The following is a 14,510-nucleotide window of genomic DNA, read 5'->3' on the forward strand; positions in this document are numbered from 1 at the left end:
GGTTATAATTCTTTTATCACTTCGATAAATAGAACAACCGAAGTTTGGTTATGGTTGAGAACATATCATTAATTCTATCAATTTACATAATTAAGGATACACCATAATTCTATGTTTGAAAATTTAAGTGACAGATTAGACAGATCGTTTAAACTCTTGAAAGGTGAAGGAAAAATCACCGAAATCAATGTAGCGGAGACTTTAAAAGATGTACGCCGTGCTTTACTTGATGCCGACGTAAACTTTAAAACAGCAAAGCAATTTACTGAAATCGTAAAAGAAAAAGCTCTCGGACAAAACGTGCTTACTGCCGTAAAACCGGGACAATTGATGGTAAAGATCGTTCATGACGAACTAGCTTTGCTTATGGGTGGAACTGCTGTAGACATCGACCTGAAAAGTTCTCCTTCGATCATCTTGATGTCTGGTTTGCAAGGTTCGGGAAAAACTACTTTCTCGGGAAAATTAGCGAATCTGCTTAAAACAAAAAAAGGGAAAAAACCTCTGCTTGTAGCAGATGATATATACCGTCCGGCTGCAATAGAACAATTGAAAGTATTAGGAACCCAAATAGATGTTCCGGTCTACTTTGAAGAGGGCAATAACAATCCGGTTGAAATTGCTCAAAACGCAATAAAGAAAGCTAAAGCCGACGGAAACGATGTAGTTATCATAGACACTGCCGGACGTTTAGCGATAGATGAAGCGATGATGGAAGAAATCGCCTCAATCAAAAAAGCCGTAAAACCAAATGAAATATTGTTCGTCGTAGATTCTATGACCGGACAGGATGCTGTAAATACTGCCAAAGAATTTAACGACAGATTAGACTTCGACGGTGTTGTTCTTACCAAATTAGATGGTGATACTCGTGGTGGTGCTGCCCTTTCGATACGTTCGATTGTGAATAAACCCATCAAGTTTGTCGGGATGGGCGAAAAAATGGATGCACTAGATGTGTTCCACCCCGAACGTATGGCTGACCGTATACTCGGCATGGGTGATATCGTTTCACTTGTAGAGCGTGCACAGGAGCAATACGATGAAGAGGAAGCCCGTCGCCTTCAAAAGAAAATTGCAAAAAATCAATTCGATTTCAACGACTTTATATCTCAGATACAGCAAATCAAAAAAATGGGTAACCTCAAAGATCTTGCTGCAATGATACCCGGTGTCGGCAAAGCAATGAAAGATATAGATATAGACGACAATGCTTTCAAAAGTATCGAGGCCATTATCTACTCGATGACTCCACAAGAGCGTACAAGTCCTGAGTTACTGAACGGCAGCCGCCGTCAACGTATAGCAAAAGGAAGCGGCACTTCGATACAGGAAGTGAACAAATTGATCAAGCAATTTGACGAAACCCGCAAAATGATGAAAATGATGACTCAAATGAAAGGCGCAGGCAAACTGATGTCAAAAATGCCGGGAATGAGAAGATAAAACTATCCACCTGTATATAAAGAGGAATATTCCATTGAGATATTCCTCTTTCATTTTTCAGAAAAATTATATCAACCCGAAACTTTCCTTAACAATGATTTTAATAGACGGAAAAGCAGTATCTGCCCAAATGAAACAGGAAATAGCGGCAGAAGTAAAACAAATAGTAGAACAGGGAGGAAAACGCCCTCATTTGGCCGCAGTATTGGTTGGTCATGACGGAGGAAGCGAAACCTATGTTGCCAATAAAGTAAAAACCTGTGAAGACGTAGGATTCAAATCGACTCTTATCAGATACGAAAGCGATGCAACCGAAGATGAGATTCTGGCTTGTGTAGACCGTCTAAATAACGATACTGATGTTGACGGGTTTATTGTTCAATTACCTCTGCCCAAACATATATCCGAACAAAAAGTAATTGAAGCCATCGACTATCGAAAAGATGTAGATGGTTTTCACCCTATCAACGTAGGACGTATGTCGATCGGGCTGCCCTGCTTTGTATCGGCAACTCCCGCCGGTATATTGGAACTGTTGAAACGTTATGAAATACCCACAGCGGGTAAAAACTGTGTTGTACTAGGCAGAAGTAATATAGTAGGCAAACCTGTTGCTAATCTGATGATGCAGAAAGGTTATCCCGGAGACGCAACAGTAACTGTTTGCCACAGCCGCACTCCTAATATTAAAGAAATATGCCTGCAAGCGGATATTATTATCGCAGCATTGGGTGTACCCGAATTTCTGAAAGGTGATATGGTTAAAGATGGTGCTACCATTATTGATGTCGGTACAACCCGTGTACCTTCAACAGAAACCAAATCGGGTTTTAAATTAAAAGGAGATGTAGCTTTCGATGAAGTCTCAAAAAAAGCAGGTCATATTACTCCTGTTCCGGGAGGTGTGGGACCGATGACTATTATCTCGCTTATGAGAAATACTCTTTTAGCAGGAAAAAAGGCCATATACAAATAATTGTATTGTGCGGGCGTATTGCATACGCCTGCACAACATAACGAGTGGGTCTTAGAGCTTTAATAATTAAATAATCCGGCTTACAACAGCATGCTCTGTTTTCTCAAAAACTTCAGAAAAAGGCATACTATTCACTGCAATCGGTTTGTGAACAGTCAATATAATGGTATTTCCGGCTCCAAGAGGAAACACACCCCATCGAGTCATTTTCCATGCATTATTAATTGTTACGGGAACCATATAAGCAGACGGAGCATATTTACAAAGTATTTTCAAACCGTTCTCTGCAAACTTCCCGGGTTTTCCGGTTACACTTCTTGTTCCTTCAGGAAATATTACCGCTGCACGTTTATTCTCCTCAATATATTCTCCTAATTTTCTGATAGCAGACAACGACTGTTTAGCGTCTTTTCGGTCGATAAGTACCGAACCTCCATGATTAAGATTATACGAAATGCTGGGAATACCTTTTCCTAACTCTATCTTGCTTACAAATTTGGGATGTATTTTTCTCAGAAACCATCCGATCGTAGTTATATCATACAAACTCTGATGATTAGATGCAATTATCAAGGGTTCATTTGCAGGAAGATTCTCAATCCCCTCTATTTTATATCGGGTTCCCAGAACGTATGTATTAAATACCAAGAAAAAACACAATACATCTACACTTTTCTTATGGGCATCGTATCCGAATAAATTGAAACTCAGCCATTGTATAATATGGAAAATAACAAGAGTCAAGCCAAAAAGCAGGTAATAAATTACAGAAAGAGGATATGAGATGATTTTTCGCATTGGTTTTATAGTTATATATGTCACACTTCTAAGCCAGAACAGCATTAGTAATTATAATTATCTCAAGATAAAAGTCCGAGACCATAAATGAAACCTAAAAGTAGCAATAATACTGATATCAGCCTAACCCCATCAAGCGACAAAAGAACAAATACAATCATTTGCATTCTAATAAGGAACAATCAAATCCAAACTAACAATCTATATTATAGAATTTTACAAAAAAGAAAATAAAAATCTACACCAATCAAAAATAGTTTCATTTTAAATAGTTACTTTTGAAACGAGATTACAATAAGAAAGCATTTTCATTGTTTAAGCAACATTTTTTTTTCAGAATTAAACATATAATAATTTCATGAAATCATTTTTTATCGGAAATATGGAAGTAAAACTTCCTGTCATTCAAGGAGGAATGGGTGTTGGGGTTTCTTTATCCAAATTAGCATCGGCAGTAGCCAATGAAGGAGGTATCGGAGTTATATCGTGTGCAGGCTTAGGGTTGATATACAGCAAACAGCCGGGCAACTACCTTAGCCGATGTATCTCTGGATTGAAAGAAGAAATACGCAAGGCTAAAGAAAAAACCAATGGCATAATAGGAGTAAATATCATGGTGGCACTTACCAATTATGCTGATATGGTAAAAACATCAATCTCTGAAAAAGTAGATGTGATTTTTGCAGGAGCCGGACTGCCGTTCGATCTGCCGTCTTATCTGACCAAAGAAAGCACCACAAAATTAGTCCCGATTGTATCTTCATCAAGAGCTGCTAAGATACTATGCGATAAATGGAAAAACAACTACAATTATCTTCCCGACGCTATCGTCATAGAGGGACCTAAAGCGGGAGGACATCTGGGTTTTAAAACAGAACAAATAGACGATGAACATTTCTCTCTCGAACAAATCATACCTGAAGTCTTAAATATCACTACTCAATACAAAGAGGAAAAGGACATACCAGTAATAGTAGCGGGAGGTATCTCTTCGGGTAAAGATATACACCATTTTTTGGATATGGGAGCTTCAGGAGTTCAAATGGGAACAATATTTGTCACTACGGAAGAGTGTGATGCATCAACCGAATTCAAAAATGTATTCGTTAATGCTAAACAAGAAGATATAAAAATAATCCAAAGCCCTGTAGGAATGCCCGGACGGGCTATTGACGGAGAATTTATCCGAAGTGTGGAGAAAGGACAGGAAGTGCCCAAAAGTTGTCCATTTCATTGTATCAAGACATGCGACTATAGTAAAAGCCCTTACTGTATCGTACAAGCTCTTTATCAGGCAGCAAAAGGAAATATGAAAAAAGGATATGCCTTCACAGGAATCAATGTTCACCTTTCTGAAAAAATTTCGAGTGTGAAAGAAGTTATCGAAAGGCTGAAATCTGAATTCAGAGGAGCTCAATTAGAAGCATAAGTCCATGTCGACTCAGTTAACGTTCAATCTTTCATTTTTTGATAGGTTGAACGTTTTTATTACAAATATATAGTTTGGGGGGCTATCAAATCACCTATAAAAACTTACTCTACAACCTTATACAAAAAAGAAAAGGTTGTCATCCCGACAACCTAATTCTCAATTATTAACCTTAAATCTAATACTATGAAAAACACGTTGCAAATATAGACATGTCTTATCAATTTTGAAAAAAAATAGAGTATTTTTTACACTAACTAATCATTATTTAACTTTGATTAGGATTCGAGACAAATAATTAAAGATGTTTTACAGCATGTATCAATCCTATCTATCATACGGATATAAAGTACATAAATCCTTTATAAACTGCCTGATATTTTCCACTCTTCGGTTTATGTATTATCTTTGCACTTCTTGAAAAAGGTCTGATACTTTTTTCAGGTTTTATCAAGCATAACAACAATAGGTCTGAGACCTGAAGTAAATATATGAGCGAGTTAGACAAAGAAATTCATAGACGACGTACATTTGCGATTATCAGCCATCCCGATGCGGGTAAAACTACCTTAACAGAAAAGCTTCTGCTATTCGGGGGTGCAATCCACGTAGCCGGGGCTGTAAAATCGAATAAGATAAAAAAAACAGCCACATCCGACTGGATGGAAATAGAAAAGCAACGTGGTATATCGGTTGCAACATCTGTGATGGGCTTTGAATACGATGGCTATAAAATCAACATTCTGGATACACCCGGTCACCAGGATTTCGCAGAAGACACTTTCCGTACACTCACAGCTGTAGATAGTGTTATCATAGCAGTAGACGTTGCCAAAGGGGTTGAAACGCAAACCCGAAAACTAATGGAAGTCTGCCGCATGCGGAAAACTCCGGTGATGATTTTTGTCAATAAGATGGACAGGGACGGAAAAGATCCTTTCGATTTATTAGACGAACTCGAAGAAGAACTAAAAATAAAAGTACGTCCTCTGAGTTGGCCTATCGACAGCGGACAAAGCTTCAGAGGTGTATATAACTTATATCAGGAAAAGCTTGACCTATATACACCAAGTAAACAGACCGTTACTGAATCTATCGAATTTAAGGACATAAACAGTCCCGAACTCGAAAGACATATCGGAGACTCGCTTGCTGCAAAATTAAGAGAAGACATCGAACTGATAGAGGGAGTATATCCCGAACTCGATATAGACACCTATCTGCAAGGAGAAGTAGCTCCCGTATTTTTCGGATCAGCGCTGAATAACTTTGGGGTAAAGGAGCTTTTGGACTGTTTTGTAAAAATTGCCCCCTCTCCCCGCCCTATCGAGGCTGTAGAACGTGTAGTGAAACCCGAAGAAGAAGCATTTACAGGCTTTATATTTAAAATACATGCCAATATGGATCCAAACCATCGCTCATGTATTGCTTTCGTAAAAATATGCTCAGGTAAATTTGAACGTAATGTCAATTACAAGCATGTAAGATTTAACCGTCAGATGCGATTCTCTTCACCAACGGCATTTATGGCTCAGAAAAAAGAGACTGTGGATGAAGCTTTCGCCGGAGATATTGTCGGATTACCTGATACTGGTAATTTCAAGATCGGAGATACTCTTACATCAGGCGAAGAGCTCCATTTCAAAGGGCTGCCAAGCTTCTCTCCCGAAATGTTTAAATACATAGAGAATGCAGACCCTATGAAAACAAAACAGTTGCAAAAAGGTATTGACCAGTTGATGGACGAAGGAGTTGCTCAGCTATTTGTAAACCAGTTTAACGGACGAAAGATCATCGGAACCGTTGGACAGCTTCAATTCGAAGTTATACAATACCGCCTGCTCCACGAATATGGAGCCCAATGTAAATGGGAACCTATCAATCTGTTCAAAGCATGCTGGATAGAAAGCGACAATGAAGATGAATTAGAGAACTTCAAAAAACGGAAATCCCAATACATGGCAAAAGACAAGGAAGGGCGAGATGTATTTCTTGCCGACTCAAACTATGTATTGATGATGGCTCAACAAGATTTTAAAGATATACGTTTCCACTTTACATCCGAATTTTGAGAACTAGACTAATCATAAACCCTGCATATCAAGAGCTGGAAGATTTTATCCGAAATCTTCCGGAGACTTTTGATTTTACAGGAGAGACCATATATGATGGACGCAACACGATAAAAATAATAGACACTAAGAGCATTAGAGTAAACGTAAAATCATTTCAGAAACCCAATATTATAAATAAATTTGTATATGGGAATTTTAGAAAATCCAAAGCTCAGAGATCATTTGAATACGCTAACATACTAATAAAAAACAAAATAGACACACCTACTCCAATCGGATATATGGAGTTGAGATCGGGACTAAGTTTTGGACAAAGTTATTATATTTCAGTACAAGAAGATTTTGATGGCATCATGCGGGAGTTCCAACGTGGAACTTTAGCCGGCAGAGAAAACCTGTTGCAGCAGTTTGCTCAGTTCACGGCAGATATGCACGAAAAGCAAATCCTGCATATGGATTATTCTCCGGGGAACATACTCTACAAAAAATCGGGTGAAAGTTTCAGGTTTTATGTGGTAGATTTGAACAGAATGTTTTTCGGTCAAATTTCAAAAGAAAAAGGCTGCCAGAACTTCTGCCGTCTGTGGGGAAATGAAAAAATGATAAGCTACATTGCATCTGAATATGCTAAGGCCAGAGACTTTGATATAAAAACATGCATAGAACTTACATTATCTTATCATCGCGAATTTTGGACTAAATTTTCATCACGACATCCAGGAAAAAAGCCTTATATAGAAGATTAAACATGTCTCAAACAGAACGATCTACCCGCTCAATAATCTATAAACAACTTATAACTAAACAGTAAGGAACTCATCTCTCTTATATATCTTTTAGCAAAAGAAAGTATTTTACAACATTTCAACAAAACATAGAACACTCATATAAAACCACTTATCAACAACAAAAAAGGATTATAGGTTTAAAAGATTATAAATTGATTTTTTTTCTATTGAAAACCATTACATTTACATGCAAAAGCTGTTAGAAAAATGCAAATAAAAAAAGTTTTAGTGATCCGTTTTAGACGAGTTGGCGATGCAACACTATCATCTGTTATATGCACTTCACTAAGAAAATCTTTTCCTGAAGCCGAAATTCATTATGTTTTAAATGAAAGTATAGCTCCCCTTTTCAAATATCACCCGGATATAGACAAGCTGATTACTTTCAGCAATAATGATATGTCTTCATTATTTAAATATATCAAAAAAGTTTATTCTATTGTAAAGGGGCAGCGGTATGATATAATTATAGATACCAGATCAACCCTTAAAACGATGTTCTTCTCTCTTTTTTCGCCAAGAACTCAGTTTAGAATAGGACGAAAGAAATTTTATAACCCCATAATACATAACTATCGGGTAAATAATAAATTTGATGGTATACGCGACAATACGCAACTCTCTCTTGCATTACTTGATCCACTAAATAGGGACTACAGTATAGAGAAAACGCCTCTGTTCAAACTTTACTATACTTCCGAAGAATACCAGCAATACAGAGAATATATGGCAAGCAAAGGCATTGACTTTTCAAAACCCATTATTGTTTGTGCTGTTACTGCCCGATTAGAATACAAAGTGTGGGACAAAGATAAAATGAAAGCCATACTGGAACGCATTATCAGCAAATATGATGCTCAGCTGATTTTTAATTTTGGTGATAACAAGGAAAAAGAATCATCTAAGCGTCTACAAACTTTAATGAATAATGATCCCCATATATTTACCGATATAGAAGCTAAAAACCTCAGAGAACTGATAGCATTACTCGCCAACAGCAACTTCTTCTTTGGGAATGAAGGTGGCGCAAGACATATTTCTCAGGCTCTGGATGTACCCTCTTTTGCAATATATCCACCTGATATACCTCTAGACAACTGGTTACCAAATAAATCGGAACGCTTTCAGGGCATCGAATTAAAAGATATCGTACATGATATCGCCATCTACGAAACACTTTCTTATAACGATAAGTTTGCATTAATTGATGTAGATTCGGTATGGAATGTAACTGATAAAATGCTGGAAAAATATCTTTAACTATTAACTAATTCATCGAATAAAGCAATCCATTTGTTCATCACAATATCTTCGGTAAAACGCAGTACATTGTGAGATGCTGCCTGTCCCATTTTATGCCTTAAGTCATAATTTTCTATTAACAAAGATAATTTAGCAGCAAACAAATTCCAATTACCTTCTTCTATAAGAAATCCGTCTTCTCCATCTGTTATAATATCCCTGGGACCACATTTGCAAGCAAAAGCAACCAAGGGTAATCCGCAAGCCATTGCTTCAAGCAAGACTAAAGGCATCCCTTCATATTTAGAAGTCAAAGTATAGATTGAGCTATTAATCATTTCGCATGAAACATCTAACGAAGGCGGATTATTTATCACCTGCTCTTCAACACCCAGTTGCTTAGCTAAAGATTTCAACGGCTTCAAATTTCCATTTCCATATGTTACTAAAGTCCAATCTGGATATTTATGCGCAATTTTAGCCCAAATCTTAATCAAGACATCTAACTGTTTTTGTTTAGAACTACGCCCAACAGCTATAATTCGTTTTTCTTTATTAGTAGATTTTTGATCGGGAATAAATGAGACACTATTCGGTATCACAACTATATTAGGTAAATCTCCCCATAATTTTTTGTCTTCTTCGGTCAATACAACAAATTTATCATAATGCTTTACAATATCATAATCAGCTTTTCGGTACCAATAAGTAAAAATCTTTCCCCAAGAAAAATTCTCTAACCTAGAAATTTGTCGTGATCTTTTATATTTTCCGAAATGCCTTTCTATAATTTTTTTACTACCATCATTTATCTGATATAAATATTTAGAATACTTATCAAAAATAGAAATAGTTATATCAGGCTTAATCTCATTAAGTATCTGAGTTAATTTAGCTAAATATCTTTGCTTATATTCTCTTTCAAAAAATTTTTCCTTAATACCTCTCGCAGTAAAATCAAAGTCCATCCGATAATAAATTATTCTATTATCAAAATCAAAAAAAGGTTGCTCGTCACTTTTCTCTCTGAGAATCATATAAACTTCATATCCCTGATCCAATAAGTATTTAATCTTATTAGACAAAACCCGTTCAATTCCACCACTTGTGATTATTTGTGGAACGCAATATGCTATTTTCATGCAGACTTTATTTTGTGGCAAATGTAAGCAATTAAGAGACATAATCACAATAGTAGAGATTATTAACTATCTTTGAATATCTATCTTAAACCAAGATATTATAATGAAAAAAAGAACAGTACTTATTGACCTGAGATACTTAGGTGTGGCACATGGTTTTGGAGAACTTTGCGGATACTACGGGAACTACATTAAAGAGCATGCAGATGAAATCAACGATTTAGATATAACATTACTTGTTCCTAAAAGCTTTGTCGGAAAATTTGGAGATCATGTCAAATATCTAACAATAAGACGAATATATAAAATACTACCTATTTTATTACCTAAATTCGACATCTGGCATAATACCACGCAACAAGCTAAATACTCATCGACTAATCCAACAACGAAAAAAATATTATCAATACACGATCTTAACTTTATATATGAAAAGTCTGATTCTAAAGCTAATAAAAGATTAAAAAAATTACAGCAATATATTAACTCTGCCCAAGTTATCACTTTTATTTCTCAATTTACAAAACAGGAGGTAAAAAAACATTTAGATATAAGCTCTAAAGAAACTCTAGTTAATTATGTTGGCATAAAAGATATCCGGTTTGAAAATACCACAGTTCCCCAATTTCTAATAAACAAGGACAAAAAATTTCTATTCACCATCAGCAGGATAAACAAGAAGAAAAATTTTCATGTATTGCTAGATACAATGAAACGGCTACCTCAATACGATCTCTATATTTGTGGTAATTTCGATAGTGAATATGCCAAAGAGATGATACAACGTATCAAGGAAGAGAGCATAACCAATATTATAATGCCCGGAGAGATATCTTTCAGTGAAAAAATATGGATGTATAAGAACTGCCATGCATTTTTGTTCCCATCACTATTCGAAGGATTTGGCATGCCTGTAATAGAAGCAATGCAGTTCGGAAAACCAGTATTTAGCTCCTGCTGTACCAGTTTGCCTGAAATAGGATCCATATATTCTTATTTCTTTAAAGATTTCACTCCCGAACATATGTCTTCTTTTATCAATGAAAATATAGAATCTTTTTATTCGGACACCAATAGAATACAACAGCAAATAGAATATAGCTTATCATATACTCTGGATAGGCATATGAATAAGTATTTGGAGTTATATAGAAATATTTAAAATCATAACTTCATAAAGAAAGGCCTCCTTATTGAGAATATAAAGAGGCTCTTCTTTGTATGGTATTTATTAACAAAAAAGTCCCGAGTAAAAAATTACTCAGGACTTTTTGTCTTTAAAAGAGGGCGGTTACCTACTCTCCCACATAATTGCAGTACCATCGGCGTGGGTGGGCTTAACTTCTCTGTTCGGAATGGGAAGAGGTGGATCCCCAACGCTATAACCACCTTAATATCTTTGATCTTATATATTAAGACGTGATGTAAAAGAACAAGTCTTTAAAAATTTGTATGTAGCAAACCTGTTACACAGGCGAAGTTTTGACGAAAAAGTTTCGGGCAATTAGTACTACTCGGCTATGACATTACTGCCTTTACACCTGTAGCCTATCAACGTCGTAGTCTACAACGACCCTTATAAGGATATCTTATCTTGAGGCTGGCTTCGTACTTAGATGCTTTCAGCACTTATCCAATCCGCACTTAGCTACCCGGCGATGCCCCTGGCGGAACAACCGGTAAACCAGCGGTGCGTCCAACACGGTCCTCTCGTACTAGTGTCAGATCCCCGCAAATATCTTACGCCCACGATAGATAGAGACCGAACTGTCTCACGACGTTCTGAACCCAGCTCGCGTGCCACTTTAATGGGCGAACAGCCCAACCCTTGGGACCTTCTCCAGCCCCAGGATGTGACGAGCCGACATCGAGGTGCCAAACCATTCCGTCGATATGAGCTCTTGGGAATGATCAGCCTGTTATCCCCGGAGTACCTTTTATCCTTTGAGCGATGGCCATTCCATACTGAAACCACCGGATCACTATGCTCTAGTTTCCTACCTGATCGACTTGTTAGTCTCCCAGTCAAGCGCGCTTATGCCATTACACTCTACGAACGGTTACCAATCGTTCTGAGCGCACCTTTAGAAGCCTCCGTTACTCTTTTGGAGGCGACCACCCCAGTCAAACTACCCACCATACAGTGTCCCTATATCAATAGGTTAGAATCCAAACAATTAAAGGGCCGTATTTCAAGGGTGACTCCACAAACACTAGCGTGCCCGCTTCATAGTCTCCGGCCTATCCTACACATCAAGTGCCCAGATTCAATGTAAAGCTATAGTAAAGGTTCACGGGGTCTTTTCGTCCCATCGCGGGTAATCGGCATCTTCACCGATACTACAATTTCACCGAGCTCACAGTTGAGACAGTAAGAAGATCATTACACCATTCGTGCAGGTCGGAACTTACCCGACAAGGAATTTCGCTACCTTAGGACCGTTATAGTTACGGCCGCCGTTTACTGGGGCTTCAATTCAAAGCTTCTCATTGCTGATGACTTCTCCTCTTAACCTTCCAGCACCGGGCAGGTGTCAGGCTATATACGTCTTATTTCTAATTTGCATAGCCATGTGTTTTTGTTAAACAGTTGCCTTCTTCTATTCTCTGCGGCCTGCCATCGCTGACAGGCACCCTTTATCCCGAAGTTACAGGGTCATTTTGCCTAATTCCTTAACTGTGAATCACTCGAGCGCCTTAGTATACTCAACCCAACTACGTGTGTCCGTTTTAGTACGGGTGACTTTAAGATTAGCGTTTAGCGGTTTTTCTTGACAGTCTGTTTACCTGCATATTGATTCACCAATGGTTCCTCATACTTTCAGGTTCGACTCTTTTTGCGGATTTGCCTGCAAAAATCAACGTCTACACCCTTTAACCAACTATTCCGTCAGTTGGCAGCAGTTTCACTCCTGTGTCCCCACATCACTCTTAAAGCCAGTAACGGAATATTAACCGTTTCATCCATCGAATTAGCCGTTCGGCGTCTCCTTAGGGCCCGACTTACCCTGATCCGATTAGCGTTGATCAGGAAACCTTAGTCTTTCGGCGAGGAAGTTTCTCACTTCCTTTATCGTTACTCATACCTACATTTGCTTTTCTGTCCGCTCCAGAGCAGCTCACGCTGCGCCTTCGACGCTGAACAGAATGCTCCCCTACCGATAATATTTATCCCATAGCTTCGGTAACATGTTTTATGCCCGATTATTATCCACGCATCGCCACTCGACTAGTGAGCTGTTACGCACTCTTTAAATGAATGGCTGCTTCCAAGCCAACATCCTAGCTGTCTTAGCGGCAACACTTCGTTAATTCAACTTAACATGTATTTGGGGACCTTAGCTGATGGTCTGGGTTCTTTCCCTCTCGGACATGGACCTTAGCACCCATGCCCTCACTCCCGGTATTAACTTATGCCCATTCGGAGTTTATCTGGACTTGATAGGCGGTGAAGCCCTCGCATCCAATCAGTAGCTCTACCTGACATAAGTAATTCGCCGAGGCTGCACCTAAATGCATTTCGGGGAGTACGAGCTATCTCCAAGTTTGATTAGCCTTTCACCCCTACCCTCAAGTCATCCGAAAGCTTTTCAACGCTTACCGGTTCGGTCCTCCAATTGGTGTTACCCAACCTTCAACCTGCTCAAGGGTAGATCACTTGGTTTCGCGTCTACTCCCATTGACTATGGCGCCCTGTTAAGACTTGCTTTCGCTTCGGATCCGTACCTGATAGTACTTAACCTTGCCAATGAGAGTAACTCGTAGGTTCATTATGCAAAAGGCACGCCGTCACTGTTGCCAGCTCCGACCGCTTGTAGGCACATGGTTTCAGGGTCTATTTCACTCCTCTGTTCGAGGTTCTTTTCACCTTTCCCTCACGGTACTGGTTCACTATCGGTCTCTCGGAAGTATTTAGCCTTACCGGATGGTCCCGGCAGATTCATACAGGATTTCTCGTGTCCCGCACTACTCAGGATACTGCTAGGCTTAATAAACGTTTCGTGTACGGGATTATCACCCTCTCTGATACATCTTTCCAGATATTTCCACTACATTTATGTCTTGCCACAGCGCAGTCCTACAACCCCAATATTGCCGAAACAATATTGGTTTGGGCTAATCCGCGTTCGCTCGCCACTACTTACGGAATCACTTTTGTTTTCTTTTCCTATGGGTACTTAGATGTTTCAGTTCCCCACGTTTGCTTCCAGTCTAGCTGGATGATATGCTCTTCGCATACCGGGTTGCCCCATTCGGAGATTTACGGGTCAAAGGTTATTTGCACCTTACCGTAACTTTTCGCAGCTTATCACGTCCTTCATAGCCTTCGAGAGCCTAGGCATCCCCCATGTGCCCTTTTTTACTTTTTTCTCTTCGCCTGTTCTTTACCGTTGCCGGTAAAGTACGGTTTGATATATACTCGTTTTTTTTACTTGCTCTTTTTTACATCATGTCAAAGATCTTTTCGCTAATTGCTCTTTTAAGAGCTGACTATTATTTAATTGTCTTAGCTGTTGTGGAGAATAACGGATTCGAACCGTTGACCCCCTGCGTGCAAGGCAGGTGCTCTAGCCAGCTGAGCTAATCCCCCGTTAAATGAAGCCCGTTATCCGG

At 38.6% G+C, this 14,510-nt stretch carries 9 protein-coding genes, 1 tRNA gene and 2 rRNA genes; 7 read left to right on the forward strand and 5 right to left on the reverse strand.

What is annotated here, in order from left to right:
• Nucleotides 1-111 precede the first annotated feature (111 nt).
• On the forward strand, nucleotides 112-1,446 hold the full coding sequence (gene ffh, locus AABJ51_RS08700) for a signal recognition particle protein (protein ID WP_338375589.1): 1,335 nt from the start codon (nucleotides 112-114) through the stop codon (nucleotides 1,444-1,446).
• 94 nt (nucleotides 1,447-1,540) lie between these two features.
• On the forward strand, nucleotides 1,541-2,422 hold the full coding sequence (gene folD / locus AABJ51_RS08705) for a bifunctional methylenetetrahydrofolate dehydrogenase/methenyltetrahydrofolate cyclohydrolase FolD (protein WP_338375592.1): 882 nt from the start codon (nucleotides 1,541-1,543) through the stop codon (nucleotides 2,420-2,422).
• Nucleotides 2,423-2,488: 66 nt separating this feature from the next.
• On the opposite strand, the gene AABJ51_RS08710 is transcribed toward folD, so the two are convergent.
• Nucleotides 2,489-3,220 (reverse strand): lysophospholipid acyltransferase family protein, encoded by a 732-nt coding sequence (locus tag AABJ51_RS08710; protein WP_338375594.1) that lies wholly within the window; start codon nucleotides 3,218-3,220, stop codon nucleotides 2,489-2,491.
• Between the two features lie 358 nt (nucleotides 3,221-3,578).
• Here AABJ51_RS08710 and AABJ51_RS08715 point away from each other — a divergent pair, with 358 nt between their 5' ends.
• From AABJ51_RS08715 to AABJ51_RS08730, 4 genes are all read left to right on the forward strand, one after another.
• Nucleotides 3,579-4,649 (forward strand): NAD(P)H-dependent flavin oxidoreductase, encoded by a 1,071-nt coding sequence (locus AABJ51_RS08715; protein WP_338375596.1) that lies wholly within the window; start codon nucleotides 3,579-3,581, stop codon nucleotides 4,647-4,649.
• A 491-nt stretch (nucleotides 4,650-5,140) separates the two neighbouring features.
• On the forward strand, nucleotides 5,141-6,721 hold the full coding sequence (locus AABJ51_RS08720; RefSeq protein ID WP_134437401.1) for a peptide chain release factor 3: 1,581 nt from the start codon (nucleotides 5,141-5,143) through the stop codon (nucleotides 6,719-6,721).
• Entirely contained in the window at nucleotides 6,718-7,470 is a 753-nt protein-coding gene (locus tag AABJ51_RS08725) for a lipopolysaccharide kinase InaA family protein (RefSeq protein WP_338375599.1), read from the forward strand. The genes AABJ51_RS08720 and AABJ51_RS08725 overlap by 4 nt, the downstream gene beginning before the upstream one ends.
• A 249-nt stretch (nucleotides 7,471-7,719) precedes the next feature.
• Entirely contained in the window at nucleotides 7,720-8,772 is a 1,053-nt protein-coding gene (locus AABJ51_RS08730; RefSeq protein ID WP_338375600.1) for a glycosyltransferase family 9 protein, read from the forward strand.
• Here AABJ51_RS08730 and AABJ51_RS08735 read toward each other — a convergent pair.
• Nucleotides 8,769-9,896, reverse strand: a complete 1,128-nt coding sequence (locus tag AABJ51_RS08735; RefSeq protein WP_321577271.1) for a glycosyltransferase family 4 protein — start codon at nucleotides 9,894-9,896, stop codon at nucleotides 8,769-8,771. The two genes, AABJ51_RS08730 and AABJ51_RS08735, sit on opposite strands and share 4 nt — an antisense overlap.
• Nucleotides 9,897-9,999: 103 nt before the next feature.
• Between AABJ51_RS08735 and AABJ51_RS08740 the strand changes: the two genes are divergently transcribed.
• A complete protein-coding gene (locus AABJ51_RS08740) occupies nucleotides 10,000-11,058 on the forward strand; it encodes a glycosyltransferase family 4 protein (protein ID WP_338375603.1) in 1,059 nt (352 codons plus the stop codon).
• Nucleotides 11,059-11,178: 120 nt separating this feature from the next.
• Here AABJ51_RS08740 and rrf read toward each other — a convergent pair.
• From rrf to AABJ51_RS08755, 3 genes are all read right to left on the reverse strand, one after another.
• Nucleotides 11,179-11,289, reverse strand: a 5S ribosomal RNA gene (rrf, locus tag AABJ51_RS08745).
• Between the two features lie 92 nt (nucleotides 11,290-11,381).
• Nucleotides 11,382-14,266 (reverse strand): 23S ribosomal RNA (locus tag AABJ51_RS08750).
• 147 nt (nucleotides 14,267-14,413) lie between these two features.
• A tRNA-Ala gene (locus AABJ51_RS08755) sits at nucleotides 14,414-14,487 on the reverse strand.
• Nucleotides 14,488-14,510 lie beyond the last annotated feature (23 nt).

This window comes from Indolivaga capnocytophagoides, assembly GCF_036511535.1.
GTDB classification, from domain to species: Bacteria; Bacteroidota; Bacteroidia; order Bacteroidales; family Dysgonomonadaceae; genus Dysgonomonas_A; species Dysgonomonas_A capnocytophagoides.

Excerpts from the sequence above, each read along its gene's own strand:
- folD (WP_338375592.1), top strand. The coding sequence starts at position 1,541 with ATGATTTTAATAGACGGAAAAGCAGTATCTGCCCAAATGAAACAGGAA.
- AABJ51_RS08720 (WP_134437401.1), top strand. The coding sequence starts at position 5,141 with ATGAGCGAGTTAGACAAAGAAATTCATAGACGACGTACATTTGCGATT.
- ffh (WP_338375589.1), top strand. The coding sequence starts at position 112 with ATGTTTGAAAATTTAAGTGACAGATTAGACAGATCGTTTAAACTCTTG.
- AABJ51_RS08735 (WP_321577271.1), bottom strand. The coding sequence starts at position 9,896 with ATGAAAATAGCATATTGCGTTCCACAAATAATCACAAGTGGTGGAATT.
- AABJ51_RS08710 (WP_338375594.1), bottom strand. The coding sequence starts at position 3,220 with ATGCGAAAAATCATCTCATATCCTCTTTCTGTAATTTATTACCTGCTT.
- AABJ51_RS08715 (WP_338375596.1), top strand. The coding sequence starts at position 3,579 with ATGAAATCATTTTTTATCGGAAATATGGAAGTAAAACTTCCTGTCATT.
- AABJ51_RS08730 (WP_338375600.1), top strand. The coding sequence starts at position 7,720 with ATGCAAATAAAAAAAGTTTTAGTGATCCGTTTTAGACGAGTTGGCGAT.
- AABJ51_RS08740 (WP_338375603.1), top strand. The coding sequence starts at position 10,000 with ATGAAAAAAAGAACAGTACTTATTGACCTGAGATACTTAGGTGTGGCA.